Below are 17,333 nucleotides of genomic sequence, written 5' to 3' on the forward strand. Positions count from 1 at the left end.
ATGGATAATTTGATGAAAAGAATAGAATCTCTTTCTCCAGAAAAAAGAAAGCTATTTGAGACGATGCTAAAAGAAAAAGGAAAAGATGTTTCAAAATATACGCCAAATGCCTTTTCTGGAATACCTTCTGCCAGAGAGCAGGAATTTTACCCTATGTCATCTGCCCAGAAAAGGCTGTATATACTAAACGAGCTTGAAGGAGCAGGTACTGCATATAACATGCCAGGCGTCGTACTGCTGGAAGGAAACATTGATGCAGTACGCTTCGAACAGGCATTCAAGGAGCTAGTAAAAAGACATGAGGCTCTGCGCACATCATTTCATATGGTTGAGGGTGAACCAGTACAAAAGGTTCATGATTACGTGGATTTCAGTATTACGTACCTGGAACTGGATGAAGAAAAAGCAGCAGAAATAGTCAAAGAATTCATAACGCCCTTTGATCTTAGCCAAGTTCCATTACTGAGAGTAGGACTTGTAAAAACGAACGAAGACAGGCGTGTTATGATGTTTGACATGCACCACATAGTATCAGATGGTATATCAGTCAATATACTTATGAGTGAGTTTTTGGATTTGTACCAAGGGAAGACCCTTTTGCCACTACGGATACAGTACAAGGATTTTTCTGTATGGCAGAAGGAGATGTTTGCCGGAGACTCAATAAAGAAGCAGGAAGAATACTGGCTCCAGACATTTAAGGGTGATATACCGGTACTGGATATGCCTACTGACTATCCAAGACCGGCGGTACAAAGTTTTGAAGGAGATGCTGTAAGCTTTGAAATAAACCCTGAACTTTCAGTCAAACTAAATAAGCTTGCAACAGATAATGGAGCTACCTTATACATGGTACTGATGGCTGCATATAACGTACTCCTGTCCAGATACACTGGACAGGAAGACATCATAGTTGGAAGTCCTGTAGCCGGAAGGCCCCATGCTGACCTGCAGGGTATCATTGGTATGTTTATAAATACCTTGGCCATAAGGAACTATCCTGAGGGAGAAAAGACCTTCGTCCAATTCTTGCAGGAAGTAAGGGAAAATGCGTTTTTGGCTTTTGAAAATCAGAACTACCAGTTTGAAGAACTTGTAGAAAAACTTAATCTCATGAGGGACATGAGCAGGAATCCTCTTTTTGACACTATGTTTGCACTGCGCACTTCAAACAAGACAGAATTTGCAGCATCGGGTATAAACTTCAAACAATACAACAACTGGCTGGAAGGCAGAAAGGCAAAATTTGACCTTATGCTTGAAGTGGTAGAGGGTCAAGAAGGTATAACATTTAACCTTGAATATTGTACCAGGCTGTTTAAGAAGGAGACAATAAAAAGGTTTGGAACCCATTACTTAACCGTTCTTGAAGAGATAACGGCATGCCCTGAAAAAAGGTTGTGGGAAATTGATGTACTGTTACAGGAAGAAAAACAGCAAATCCTATATACCTTTAACGCTACAGAGGCACAGTATCCTAAAAACAAGACTATCCATCAGCTTTTTGAAGAGCAGGCAGAGAAGAACCCTGATCATGTAGCTGTGGTATTTGAGGGTAAAAAGCTTACATATAGTGAACTCAATAAAAAATCAAATGGGTTGGCCCATGTATTAAGGGCTAAAGGAGTCAAACCGGACAGTATCGTAGGTATTCTGGCAGAACGCTCACTTGAGATGATAGTAGCAATCCTAGGGGTATTAAAAGCAGGAGGGGCATATCTTCCCATAGATCCAGATTATCCTGAGGAAAGAATAAGTCATATGCTGGAAGACAGCCGGGCAGTGATCCTGTTGACCCAATCACATTTTATAGACAAATATACATCAATAGGTACAGTAATAAATTTAGAAGATGAGCAGGAATATTCAGATGAACAATATAACTTATCGGAGGTAAATAAACCTTCCGATCTAGCTTACTTAATATATACCTCAGGCTCTACAGGTAAACCCAAAGGGGCAATGATAGAGCATAGAAACATAGTAAGGCTGTTATTTAACAGTAAAATGCAGTTTGATTTTAACGAAAATGATGTATGGACTATGTTTCATTCTATGAGTTTCGATTTTTCCGTATGGGAGATGTACGGGGCGTTGTTATATGGGGGCAGATTGGTGGTAGTTCCTAAAATGACAGCACGCAGCAATGTAGAGTATCTGAGAATTCTAAGGAATGAGAAGGTGACCGTATTAAATCAGACACCTTCAGCCTTCTATAATATAGCCAATGAAGAAGTATCATATGAAGAAAAAGAACTTAAGATAAGATATGTCATATTCGGAGGGGAAGCATTAAAGCCTGCATTGTTGAAGGAATGGAGAAAGAAGTACCCGCAGACTAGACTCATCAATATGTATGGAATAACCGAGACAACAGTGCATGTCACATATAAAGAGATAGAAGAGGAAGAAATTAGATCTAATGTGAGCAGCATAGGAAGGCCTATACCAACCCTTACAACATATGTAATGGATAAGAACATGAAAGTTGTTCCCATTGGAGTAGCCGGAGAGCTTTGTGTAGGAGGAGACGGAGTTTGCAGAGGATATCTTGGAAGACCGGAGCTTACAAAGGAAAAGTTCGTTCAAAATCCGTACAAGCCGGAAGAGAGGTTATATAGATCTGGAGACCTGGTCCGGTTATTATCTGATGGAGAAATGGAATACCTGGGTAGAATAGACCACCAGGTAAAGATAAGAGGCTTTAGGATAGAGCTTGGTGAAATAGAAGCACAACTGCTAAAGCATCCTTCAATTGAGGAATCTTTGGTGATTGCAAAGGAAGACCATCAGGGCAGTAAATACCTGTGTGCATATATAGCGGGAGAAAATGAGCTGACAATATCAGAACTAAGGGAGCATCTCTTAAAAGAACTGCCCGAATACATGGTACCATCATACTTTGTGCAGCTTGAAAAAATGCCATTGACAGCTAATGGCAAGATAGACAGGAAGGCATTGCCTGAACCCGAAGGTAATATAAATACGGGAATAGAGTATGAAGCGCCTATAGGCGAATTTGAAGAGAAGCTTGCACTGATTTGGCAAGACATCCTTGGAATTAAGAAGATAGGAAGAAATGACAACTTCTTTATGTTAGGTGGACACTCTTTAAAGGCTACAAGCCTTGTAGCGAGAATTCACAAAGAGTTCAATATAGACATGCCTCTTAAGGAAATATTTAAGGCTCCAATTATAGCGGAAATAGCAAGGTATATGAAGGAAGCAAAGGAGAGTATATATCAATCCATCCAAACTGCTAAAGAGATGGAATACTACCCTATGTCATCAGCCCAAAGAAGGCTGTATATATTAAATCAGTTTGAAGGAGCAGGGACAGCATACAATATGCCAGGCAGCTTGCTGGTTGAAGGCAGTATTGATCTGGAGCTTTTTCAGAAGACCTTCCAACAGCTTATAAATAGGCATGAGACCCTTCGAACATCTTTCCATTTCATAGAGGGTGAACCCGTCCAGAAGATCAATGATCCTGTGGGTTTTAGTGTAGTGTATCTAGAATCTGACGAAGAAAAAGTGGGGGAAATCGTAAAAGAATTTATAAAGCCGTTTGATCTTGGAATTGCTCCGCTGCTAAGAGTAGGCCTTGTGAAAACGGGAAAAGACAAGCATGTCATGATGTTTGACATGCACCATATCATATCTGACGGTACGTCCATGGATATACTGGTACATGAGTTCATGGATATGTATGGAGGAAATAACCCTTCTTCCCTCCGTATACAGTACAAGGACTATTCTGTTTGGCAGAAGGAACTATTTGCTGGGGACAAAATAAAGAAGCAGGAGGAATACTGGCTCCAGGAATTTAATGGAGAAATTCCTGTGCTGAATATGCCAGTAGATTACCAAAGGCCTGCGGTTCAAAGCTTTGACGGAGGTTTTATCCGTTTTGAAGCAGGCAGTGAGCTTACGGGAAAACTTATTAAGCTTGCAAGGGATAATGGGGCTACTCTTTACATGACATTGCTTGCTTCATACAACATACTGCTGTCTAAGTATACGGGGCAGGAAGATATTATAGTGGGAAGCCCTATAGCTGGAAGACCTCATACAGATTTACAAGACATAATAGGTATGTTTGTAAATACTTTAGCCATGAGGAACTATCCCCAGGGAGAAAAGACCTTTGCTGAGTTTCTAAAGGAAGTAAGGGAAAACTCTATAAGGGCTTATGAAAATCAGGACTACCAGTTTGAAGAACTGGTGGAAAAGCTTAATGTAAAGAGGGATATGAGCAGGAATCCTCTTTTTGATACTATGTTTGTATTGCAAAATACCGGCTCATCAGAATTGAAGATAGATAGGCTTAAGTTTATACCCTATACAAATGAATTTAGAATATCCAAATTTGACTTGACATTAAATGCTCGGGAAACCCAGGAAGGTATTGCATTTGATTTGGAATATGCCACAAGGCTGTTCAAGAAAGAGACTGTAGAAAGGTTTGCAGCCCATTACCTTAATGTTCTGGAAGAGATAACGGTTTATCCTGGAAAAAGGTTGTCAGAAATTGATATGCTTTCACAGGAAGAAAAGCAGAAAATACTATATGACTTTAACGATACAAAGGTCCGGTATCCTAAGGATAAGACTATACATCAACTGTTTGAAGAGCAGGTAGAAAAGACACCCAATAATATTGCTGTAGTGTTTGAAGATAAACAGCTGACTTATAAGGAAGTAAACGAAAAGGCAAACCAACTGGCCAGAAAATTAAGAGAAAAGGGAATAAAACCTGATAGTGTAGTGGGAATTATGGTAGAACGTTCCCCGGAAATGATCATAGGGATCATGGCTGTCCTAAAAGCTGGGGGGGCTTATTTACCCATAGCTCCTGAATACCCTGAAGACAGGATCCAGTTTATGCTTGATGACAGTGGCAGCCAAATTATTCTGATACAGGATAAATTTATAAATGCTAAAGGTAGTTACAGAAATGCTGAATTTATTAGCATAGAAAATCAGGAACTATTTACTGGGGATGTATCAAATCCAAAGTTAATTAGTAAACCTGAAAACTTGGCTTATGTAATATATACATCCGGTTCTACCGGCAAACCCAAAGGGGTAATGATAGAGAACTACTCCGTAATCAACCGGATCAACTGGATGCAGAAGCAATACCCGATAGCTGAAGGTGATGTGATCCTGCAGAAAACTCCCTATACCTTTGACGTATCGGTATGGGAATTATTGTGGTGGAGCTTTACTGGGGCCAAAGTCTGCCTGCTGATACCGGGAGGAGAAAAAAATCCGGAAGAAATCGTGAAGGCAATCGAAAAAAATAAAGTTACCACAATGCACTTTGTACCATCCATGTTGAGTGTATTTTTAGAGTATGTAGAGGAAAAGGGGATAATAGAGGAAATAGCAAGCTTAAAGCAGGTATTTGCCAGTGGAGAAGCACTGAACCTGAAGCAAGTAGAAAAGTTCAACAAGCTGCTGTACAAAGAAAAAGGAACAAGCCTGCATAACCTGTACGGACCAACAGAAGCAACAGTAGATGTATCCTACTTTGGCTGCTCTACGGAAGAAGAATTGGAGCTTGTACCTATAGGAAAGCCCATAGATAACATTAAGTTGTATGTTGTCAGTAAGGAAAAGGGCCTGCAGCCGATAGGAGTAGCGGGAGAACTATGCATAGCAGGGGATGGACTGGCAAGAGGGTACTTGAACAGACCGGAACTTACAGAAGAAAAATTCGCAGCAAACCCATTCGCACCGGGTGAAAGGATGTACAGGACAGGTGACCTGGCAAGGTGGCTGCCTGACGGCAACCTAGAATATCTGGGCAGGATCGACCATCAGGTAAAGATAAGAGGCTACAGGATAGAACTGGGTGAAATAGAGAACCGGTTATTAAAGCATGAAGCAATAAAAGAAGCGGTGGTATTGGACAAAGAAGGAGCTGACGGAAATAAGTATCTTTGTGGATACGTCGTACCGGATCAAGAAATAACCGTACAGGGGATGAGGGAACACTTGTCAAAAGAGCTCCCGGACTACATGATCCCTTCCTACTTTGTGCGGATGGAAAAGCTGCCATTGACCCCTAATGGAAAAATAGACAGGAAAGCATTGCCTGTGCTCGATAGCAATGTTAATACCGGCGTAGAATACGTAGTACCTTCGGGAGAAATAGAGGAGAAACTTGCGCTGTTGTGGCGGGATATCCTTGGAATAGAGAAGGTAGGAAGAAATGATAACTTTTTTATGCTTGGGGGACACTCGTTAAAGGCAACAAGCCTTGTAGCAAGAATTCACAAAGAGTTCAATATAGACATACCTCTTAAGGAAATATTCAAGACACCAACCATCTTAGAAATTGCCAGATATATTAAAGACTCAAAGGAGAGCCTATATCAGTCAATCCAACCGGCAGGAGAAATGGAATACTACCCTATGTCATCTGCACAAAGAAGGCTGTATATACTAAACCAGCTTGAAGGGGCAGGGACAGCATACAACATGCCTGGTATTATGCTGCTGGAAGGAAGCATTGATACAGCGCGTTTCCAGGAAGTCTTCAGGCAGTTGGTAAAAAGGCATGAGACTCTTAGAACATCGTTCCACATGATCGATGGTAACCCGGTCCAGAAGGTTCATGACCATGTGGAATTCAGCGTGATGTACTTTGAAACTAACGAAGAAAAAGCCGCAGAGTATGCTGGGGAATTTGCCAGACCTTTTGATCTTGGCAAGGCTCCTCTGCTAAGGGTAGAGCTTGTAAAAACGGGAGAAGACAGGCATCTTATGATGTTTGATATGCATCACATTATATCCGATGGTGTCTCCATGGACATACTGATTCGTGAGTTTATGGATCTTTATGAAGGAAACAACCCTCCAGCACTTCGGATACAGTACAAGGACTACGCTGTATGGCAGAATAAACTGTTTGATGAGGGCGGAATTAGCAGCCAGGAGGAATACTGGCTCCAAGCATTCCAGGGAGAAATACCTGTACTGAATATGCCGCTAGACTATCCAAGGCCTGTAATACAAAGCTTTGAAGGGGATTTTTTTAGCTTTGAAGCAGGCAGTGAGCTTACGAATAAATTAAACAAGCTTGCAAGGGATAATGGGGCTACGCTTTACATGACACTGCTCGCGGCATACAACATATTGCTGTCTAAGCACACCGGACAGGAAGACATAATCGTTGGAAGCCCTATAGCCGGAAGGCCACATTCAGACCTGCAGGATATCCTTGGTATGTTTGTAAATACCTTGGCTATGAGAAATTACCCCAAGGGAGATAGTACCTTTGTAGAATTCTTGAATGAAGTAAGAGAAAACGCTCTAAGGGCTTATGACAATCAGGATTACCAATTTGAAGAACTGGTTGAGAAGCTTAACTTGAAGAGGGACATGAGCAGAAACCCACTGTTTGATACTATGTTTACCATGCAAAATGCCTCTAAGGTAGAATTTGCAGTACCTGGTATAAGCTTCAGACCTTTTAATAACGGGCTAGAGTATAGAATATCAAAATTTGACCTATCCATTGATGCAATAGAGCGTGAAGATGGTATGGCTTTTAGCTTTGAATATTGTACTCGGCTTTTCAAAAAAGAGACTATAAAAAGGTTGGCGGCTCATTACCTTAACGTGTTGGAAGAGATAACCGCAAATCCGTTTAAAAGGTTGTCGGAAATAAATATGTTGTCCCAGGAGGAAAAACAGCAAATAATCTATGGCTTCAATGATACAAAAGTAGAATATCCTAAGGATAAGACCATACAAGAGCTATTTGAAGAACAAGTGGAAAAGACGCCTGATAACATAGCAGTAGTATTTGAAGATAAATACTTGACTTACGGAGAACTTAATGAAAAGGCCAATCAACTGGCTTGGATCTTAAGGGACAAGGGATTAAAACCTGACAGTGTAGTAGCTATAATGGTAGACCGGTCCATAGAAATGATAATAGGTGTAATTGCTGTATTTAAAGCAGGAGGCGCGTATTTACCCATAGACACCGAATATCCTGAAGAACGAATCAGATATATGATCGATGACAGCTTGGCTGGAATTATTCTTACGCAAGAACATCATAAAGAAAAAATTAAATTTGATCTTGATATTATAAGCTTTGATGACTGTGTGAATTACAACGGGAGAACAGAAAATCTTCCTGTCATTAATAAATCTTGTAATTTAGCATATGTCATTTATACATCAGGAACCACAGGAAAGCCAAAGGGGATCATGATAGAGCATAGAAGTCTTGTCAACATATCTTACGCATGGAAAAAGGAATATAGGCTTGCGGATATGGATGTAAAGCTGTTGCAAATCGCAAGTTTTTCTTTTGATGTATTTGTGGGAGATGTTTCGAGAACGCTGCTCAACGGAGGCCAAATGGTTATTTGTTCATCCGAGGAGAGATACGATCCTGCACGATTATATTCACTTATTAAAACCCATAAAATAACCATCTTTGAATCCACACCGGCACTGATTATTCCTCTTATGGATTATATCCATGATAATGCTTTGATTATTGATAGCCTCAAGTTGCTTATACTTGGATCAGATACTCTCTCTGTGGAAGATTATGAAAGATTACAATCCTGGTATGGAGAGAAACTGCGGGTTGTTAATAGCTATGGGGTTACTGAGTCCACCATAGATTCCAGTTATTACGAAAAGAGACTGGGAAGCTATTTGGAATCCGGGAGTGTACCTATCGGAAAGCCAATGCAAAATATAAAATACTACGTTGTTGACAAACACTTGAGACCTCAGCCTACAGGGGTTTTGGGTGAGTTGTGCATAGGGGGAGAAGGGCTTGCAAGGGGATATCTAAACCGGCCCGAACTGACAGCTGAAAAATTTGTACCTAACCCGTTTATACCAGGGGAAAGGATGTATCGTACAGGGGATCTGGCCAGATGGCTGTCTGATGGGAATATGGAATTTTTAGGAAGAGTAGATCATCAGGTAAAGATAAGGGGATTTAGAATAGAGCTGGGGGAAATAGAAGCACAACTGCTAAAGCACGTTTCAATAAAGGAAGCAGTGGTTATTGCAAGGGAAGATCAGAAGGGAAACAAGTATCTGTGTGCCTATGTGGCAGGGGAAAATGAATTAACAATAGCAGAACTAAGGGGACATCTCTTAAAGGACCTTCCAGACTATATGATACCATCCTATTTTATGCAGTTAAAAAAGCTGCCGCTGACTCCCAATGGCAAAATAGATAGGAAGGCATTGCCCGAACCTGACGGCAATATCGATGCTGGAATAGAGTATGTCGCACCCTTGGGTGAAGTGGAGGAGAAACTTGCGGGGTTGTGGCAGGATATCCTTAGTATAGAGAAAGTGGGAAGAAACGACAATTTCTTTGAGCTGGGGGGACATTCCTTAAGGGCAGCAAATCTTATTGCCAGGATTCACAAAGAGTTCAATGTAAACATACCGCTTAAAGAAATATTTAAGAGCCCAAATATGTCTGAAGTTGCCGAGTGCATCAAGATTGCAAAGGAGAGTGTATTTCATTCTATTGGGCCGGCTGGGGAGATGGAGTACTATCCAATTTCATCCGCCCAGAAAAGGCTGTATATTCTAAACCAGCTTGACGCAGTTGGGATGGCATACAACATGCCTGGTATTATGCTAATTGAAGGCAAACTCGATAAACTGCGCTTTGAACAGGCTTTTAGGGAGCTTGTTGACAGACATGAGTCTTTCCGTACCTCATTCCATATGATAGATGGTAAACCGGTACAAAAGGTCCATAGCAATGTGGATTTTAGTGTTATGTATATGGAAACCGATGAGGAAAGAGCTGCGAAAATAGCCAGTGAATTTATTAGGACCTTTGACCTTGATGAGGCTCCTTTACTTAGGGTTGGGCTTATAAAAGTTGGAGAAGACAGATATATTATGATGTTTGATAAGCACCATATTATATCTGACGGGGTGTCTGACGACATACTGGTAAGAGAATTTATGAGCCTGTATGAAGGTAAGGAACTTCCGGAACTTAAGATTCAGTACAAGGATTTTTCCGTATGGCAGAACAGGCTGTTTGCTGATGGGACAATTAGTAAGCAGGAAGAATACTGGCTCCAAGTATTCAAAGGAGAAATTCCTTTGCTTAATATGCCGCTAGACTACCCTAGGCCAGCTATACAGAGTTTTGAGGGAGATGTGATCAGTTTCAAAGCAGGCAAGGAGCTTGCTGTTAAACTGAACAAACTTGCAGTGAATAATGGTGCCACGCTCTACATGGTACTTTTAGCTTCATACAATGTCCTTTTATCCAAGTACACCGGACAGGAAGATATTATAGTTGGAAGTCCCGTTGCAGGAAGGCCGCATACTGATCTTCAGGACGTTATTGGTATGTTTGTAAACACGCTAGCCATGAGGAATCACCCTCAAGGTGGAAAGACTTTTGTGGACTTCCTTAATGAAGTAAGAGAAAACTCCTTAAGGGCTTACGAAAACCAAGATTACCAATTTGAAGAACTGGTAGATAAGCTTAACCTGGAAAGGGATCTGGGCAGAAATCCACTTTTCGATACTATGTTTGTACTGCAAAATATCGAGGCATCAGAAGTGAAGATGGATGGGCTAAGGTTTATGCCCTATGACAGTGAAGTAAGAATATCCAAGTTTGACTTGACTTTAAACGCTGAGGAAACAGAGGACGGTATTGCATTTGAATTGGAGTATGCTACCAGGTTGTTTAAGAAAGAGTCAGTTATAAGGCTTATTGCCCATTACCTTAATGTATTGGAAGAGGCAGCAGCCTTTCCTGAAAAAAGGCTATTAGAAATTGATATGCTGTCACAAGACGAAAAACATCAAATATTATATGAATTTAATAATACAAAAGCAGGATACCCTCGGGAAAAGACCATCCATCAGATTTTTGAGGAACAGGTGGAACGGACACCCAATAATATTGCTGTAGTGTTTGAAGATAAACAGCTGACTTATAAGGAAGTAAACGAAAAGGCAAACCAACTGGCCAGAAAATTAAGAGAAAAGGGAATAAAACCTGATAGTGTAGTGGGAATTATGGTAGAACGTTCCCCGGAAATGATCATAGGGATCATGGCTGTCCTAAAAGCTGGGGGGGCTTATTTACCCATAGCTCCTGAATACCCTGAAGACAGGATCCAGTTTATGCTTGATGACAGTGGCAGCCAAATTATTCTGATACAGGATAAATTTATAAATGCTAAAGGTAGTTACAGAAATGCTGAATTTATTAGCATAGAAAATCAGGAACTATTTACTGGGGATGTATCAAATCCAAAGTTAATTAGTAAACCTGAAAACTTGGCTTATGTAATATATACATCCGGTTCTACCGGCAAACCCAAAGGGGTAATGATAGAGAACTACTCCGTAATCAACCGGATCAACTGGATGCAGAAGCAATACCCGATAGCTGAAGGTGATGTGATCCTGCAGAAAACTCCCTATACCTTTGACGTATCGGTATGGGAATTATTGTGGTGGAGCTTTACTGGGGCCAAAGTCTGCCTGCTGATACCGGGAGGAGAAAAAAATCCGGAAGAAATCGTGAAGGCAATCGAAAAAAATAAAGTTACCACAATGCACTTTGTACCATCCATGTTGAGTGTATTTTTAGAGTATGTAGAGGAAAAGGGGATAATAGAGGAAATAGCAAGCTTAAAGCAGGTATTTGCCAGTGGAGAAGCACTGAACCTGAAGCAAGTAGAAAAGTTCAACAAGCTGCTGTACAAAGAAAAAGGAACAAGCCTGCATAACCTGTACGGACCAACAGAAGCAACAGTAGATGTATCCTACTTTGGCTGCTCTACGGAAGAAGAATTGGAGCTTGTACCTATAGGAAAGCCCATAGATAACATTAAGTTGTATGTTGTCAGTAAGGAAAAGGGCCTGCAGCCGATAGGAGTAGCGGGAGAACTATGCATAGCAGGGGATGGACTGGCAAGAGGGTACTTGAACAGACTGGAACTTACAGAAGAAAAATTCGCAGCAAACCCATTCGCACCGGGTGAAAGGATGTACAGGACAGGTGACCTGGCAAGGTGGCTGCCTGACGGCAACCTAGAATATCTGGGCAGGATCGACCATCAGGTAAAGATAAGAGGCTACAGGATAGAACTGGGTGAAATAGAGAACCGGTTATTAAAGCATGAAGCAATAAAAGAAGCGGTGGTATTGGACAAAGAAGGAGCTGACGGAAATAAGTATCTTTGTGCGTACGTCGTACCGGATCAAGAAATAACCGTACAGGGGATGAGGGAACACTTGTCAAAAGAGCTCCCGGACTACATGATCCCTTCTTACTTTATGCAGATGGAAAAGCTGCCATTGACCCCTAATGGAAAAATAGACAGGAAAGCATTGCCCGAGCCTGACGGAAGTATGAGTACGGGAACAGAATATGTAGCGCCGCGGAATGAAGTGGAAGAGAAACTGGTTGAAATATGGCAGGAAGTGCTTGGAGCAAAACAGGTAGGAATAAGGGACAACTTCTTTAAAATAGGCGGAGATTCTATACGTGCAATATCATTAGTCAGCACAATATGCAAAAAGTTGGATATAAACATCCAAATCAGGGATATATACATGAATCCTGATATTGAGAGATTGTCTGCATTCTTAAAAGTAAAAGATACGGAAGCTTTTAACAGTAAGATGGGTAAAGCAAGGGAAGAACTGGAGTTATTTAAACAGCGAATATTGATGAATGAAACTCTCTCAGAAAAGTTACCTTCGGACATGGAAGATATATATCCGATGAGTCACATAGAGCTGGGTATGATTTATCATTCCAAAAAAGACTATGAAAATGCAGTTTATCATGACCAATTTGCATTTCATCTGAATGACAAAGACTTTGATTTCCCAGCATTTAAAGAAGCGATGCTTCTAATGACGTCAAAACATGATATTTTAAGGACGGTTTTTAATTTAGAGGATTTTGAAACTCCTGTGCAAATTGTTTACAAGGGCAGTAGTCTTGATATTGAGCAGATAGATATCATGAATTTTAGCAGGACAGGGCAGGTTGAGTATATAAACAAATATTTGGAAAATGACAGAGCGAATCCGTTTGATATATCAAAGCCCCTTTGGAGGATAAGAATATTCAAACTTGACGCAAACCATATTTGTCTGGTTCTGATATTCCACCATGCTATCCTGGATGGCTGGAGTGTTGCTTCATTGATTACGGAAGTTTCAAACCTATACTCTAAGCTTAAGCAAGAAAAAGATTATATACCAACACGGCTTAAATGCAGCTATAAAGATTATATAGCAGACCAAATGACAATTAAGGACAACCAGGAAGTAATTAATTATTGGAGAGAGGAATTAAGTGTATATAAAAGGTTGAATATGCCTGCAAATATTCATGGAAAAACAAAAAAATCTTATAAAGTAGACCATGTAACACGCCATTTAAGTCAGGAATTTTTAGGTGATTTAAGAAGTACTGCCAGAAGATATGATGTAAGCTTAAAGACACTTTGCTTTGCTGCATACACTTATATGCTCAATATGCTTTCATACGAGGATGACTTTGTCGTAGGTTTGGTAGAAAATAACAGACCTGTATGCGAAGATGGAGATAAGATGCTGGGGTGCTTCTTAAATACGGTTCCCGTCAAAATGTGTTTTGATAAAATCGATATATGGGAGGAATTGATAAAAGTTGCAGAAAAGAAATTAATAAACTTAAAGCTTTATGGAAGACTGCCTTTATTTGAGATCATAAATATCCTGGGCGGAAAAGAAAACAAAGAGGAAAATCCTTTATTTGATACCATATTCAATTATGTGGATTTTCATATATATAACGAGATAATAAACAAAGAAATCGGTGATGTTAAAGATAGAATTTCAGTTGATGAATATGAAGCAACCAATACAAGTCTTGACTTTACAGTAAGTAATACATTCGATGATCTTAATATAAGCTTGATCTACTCGGACAAAGTATTGGAAAGAAAACAGGCAGAAGAGTGTATAGACTATTTTATTAATATTTTAAATATGTTTATCCATAACCCCAAAGGGTCAGTTGACAAGCTTATTATATTAAGTCATGAAGAAAGAAAGCAGTTGCTGATAGACTTTAATGATACTAAGAAAGACTATCCGCAGGACAAAACCATACATGAGCTGTTTGCTGAGCAGGTGGAAAGGACACCTGACAACATAGCTGTGGTATATGAAGACAAGCACTTGACTTACAGGGAATTGAACGGAAAGGCAAATCATTTGGCCAGAGTATTGAGGAACAAAGGGGTAAAGCCTGACCGTATTGTAGGAATTATGGCCGAACGTTCATTTGAGATGATTGTGGGGATATTTGCCATATTGAAAGCTGGAGGGGCGTATCTGCCGATAGATCCTAATTATCCTGATACAAGGATAAAGTATTTGTTGGACGATAGTGGTTCCCAGATCCTTTTGACCTCCAGGACCTTTATGGAAAATAAGCAGATTGATGCGGATATTATATATCTGGAGGAAGAATATTTAAATGAAGAGAACTCAAAGCTTGAAAATGTAAACAAACCCTCGGACCTTGCGTACGTCATTTATACATCAGGTTCGACAGGGAAGCCCAAAGGTGGAATGATTGAGCATACTAGCGTTGTAAACATAATTACAGCCCTCCAGGCCATGTATCCGCTTAAAGCGGAAGACGCTTTTCTATTTAAAACAACTTATACCTTTGACGTATCCGTAGCTGAGATATTTGGCTGGTTCCTCAACGGAGGAAAGCTTGTAATATCACGCCAAGGTGTGGAAAAGGAAGCTATGGAGTTAGTAGAGGTAATAAACAAGCATAAGATAACCCATGTAAACTTTGTACCATCAATGCTGAATATAATGGTACAGACTTTAAAAGATAATGGTATAAAACTGCCATCAACTCTCAGGTATATTTTTGCTGCTGGAGAAGCGCTGCCCAAAAAGCTTGTCCATGAGCTTTTCGATGTCTCAGAGAACACATCTCTGGAAAATATCTATGGGCCTACAGAGTCCACGATATATGCAGCGGGTTACAGTATAACAAAGAAAATAGCAGAAGAACTTATAACAGTACCTATAGGGAAAGCTTTACAGAATGTATACCTTTATATACTGGACAAGCACAACCAATTAACTCCTGTAGGAGTGGCCGGTGAACTTGTGATAGGTGGAAGCGGTCTTGCAAGGGGCTATTTGAATAGACCTGAACTGACAGCAGAAAAATTTGTACCTAACCCGTTTATTCCCGGCGAAAAAGTGTACCGCACAGGGGACTTAGTAAGGCGGCTTCCTGATGGGAACATCGAATTCATGGGCAGGATCGACCACCAGGTAAAGATAAGAGGCTTTAGAATAGAGCTTGGAGAAATTGAAGCACATCTGGTGAAGCACACTGCTATTAAGGAAGCAGTGGTTATTGCAAAGGAAGAGCAGCAAGGGAAGAAGTACCTGTGTGCATATATTGTAGGGGAAAATGAATTGACCATTTCCGAGCTAAGGGAGCATCTCTTAAACGAACTACCTGACTACATGGTACCAGCATATTTCATGATGCTGGAACAGCTGCCATTTAATGCCAACGGTAAAATTGATCGGAAAGCATTGCCTGAACCACAGGGGAATATTAATACCGGAGTAGAGCATGTAGTTCCTAGAAACGAAAGAGAAGAAATACTGGCCAAAGTATGGGAAGACGTACTAAAAACTGAAAACATCGGGGTAAAAGATAATTTCTTCAGCCTTGGAGGAGACTCAATAAAAGCCATACAGGTAATGTCGCGTCTTAACGTCCATGGGCTAAAGCTTGAAATGCGGGACTTATTCAAACATCCTGTAATTGAGGAACTCGTCGAATATATACAATCTACAAGCCGAAGAATTCATCAAGGCCCGGTAGAAGGCATAGTACCGATAACACCTATACAAAGATGGTTGTATAAACAAGACAGCAAGGATATCCATCATTTTAATCAGGAAATAATGATATATGGGCGTAACGGATTTGAAGAAGCTATTATTCGAAAAGTATTGTCAAAGCTTGTAGAGCACCACGATATTTTTAGAACAGTGGTAAAAATAGAGGATCAAAATATACTCCAATACAACAAAAACCTTGAAGGTGAACATTTTTCATTGGAAATTGTAGACCTTAGGGACAGCTATAATTACCGGGAAAAAATAGAGCTGGAAGCGTCGAGGATTCAGAGGAGCATGGACTTGTATAACGGTCCTTTAGTTAAGGTTGGTCTGTTTAAGACTAAAGAAGGGGACCACCTGCTAATAGCTATTCACCACCTTGTAGTTGATGGGGTATCGTGGAGAATCATACTGGAAGATTTGGACATAGGATACAGACAGGCGCTAAACAATGATGAAATAAAATTCAGCAACAAGACCGACTCTTTCAAAGATTGGGCACAGAGGCTTGATGAGTATGCCAATAGCCCTGAACTATTAAAAGAAATAAATTACTGGACCAATTTGGAAAAAACTGAAACAATACCGCTTCCAAAAGACCGAGAGATTGAAGAAAGAAGGTATATGAATAACAATAGCGTCAAGATCGAGCTGAGTATTGAAGAGACTGAGAAGATGCTAAAGCGGGTAAACCATGCTTATAACACAGAAGTAAACGACATATTGCTTACCGCCTTGGGATTAGCAGTGAGGGAATGGACCGGAAATGATAAGGTTCTGATCAGTCTGGAGGGGCACGGCAGGGAGGAAATCATTAAAGACATTGACATAAGCAGGACCGTGGGATGGTTCACCACCCAGTATCCCGTGGTGTTAGATGTCAGCGGACAACTCGATATTTCCCGCATGATCAAATCGGTAAAAGAAAACATCAGGCAGATACCTAACAAAGGGATAGGTTACGGCATACTAAAATATCTTACCTTGCCGGAAAACAAAGCCGATTTAAACTTTAATCTAAACCCTGAAATAAGCTTCAATTACCTCGGTCAATTCAACCAGGATAATGTAGACAATTTATTTGGAGTGTCTGATATTCCTGCCGGAGAGTCTACAGGACCAAACTATAAAAGTGAGTATTGTATTGATATTAACGGCGGAACTGTAGAAGGCGGGAAGCTGGAATTAAACTTTAGCTACAACCAGGGCGAGTATGAGAAGAGTACTATTGAAGGGGTAGCGGTGAGTTTTAAAAAGCATTTAGTAAACATAATAACCCATTGTGCAGAAATGGACTATTCAGAAGCTACACTCAGTGATTTTACAGTAGACGATCTGAATATGGATGAGTTTGAAGACGTATTGAATAACTTCGAATAAAAAGAGTTTGTATT

1 protein-coding gene is annotated in these 17,333 nt (G+C 40.4%); it reads left to right on the forward strand.

Annotated elements, in window-relative coordinates; genetic code table 11:
- Positions 1–17,319, forward strand: a complete 17,319-nt coding sequence (locus tag T3H97_RS12775; protein ID WP_328802756.1) for a non-ribosomal peptide synthase/polyketide synthase — start codon at positions 1–3, stop codon at positions 17,317–17,319.
- The last annotated feature ends 14 nt before the right edge of the window (positions 17,320–17,333 follow it).

It is taken from the genome of Paenibacillus sp. LX16 (assembly GCF_036252815.1).
GTDB lineage: Bacteria > Bacillota > Bacilli > Paenibacillales > Paenibacillaceae > Paenibacillus > Paenibacillus polymyxa_B.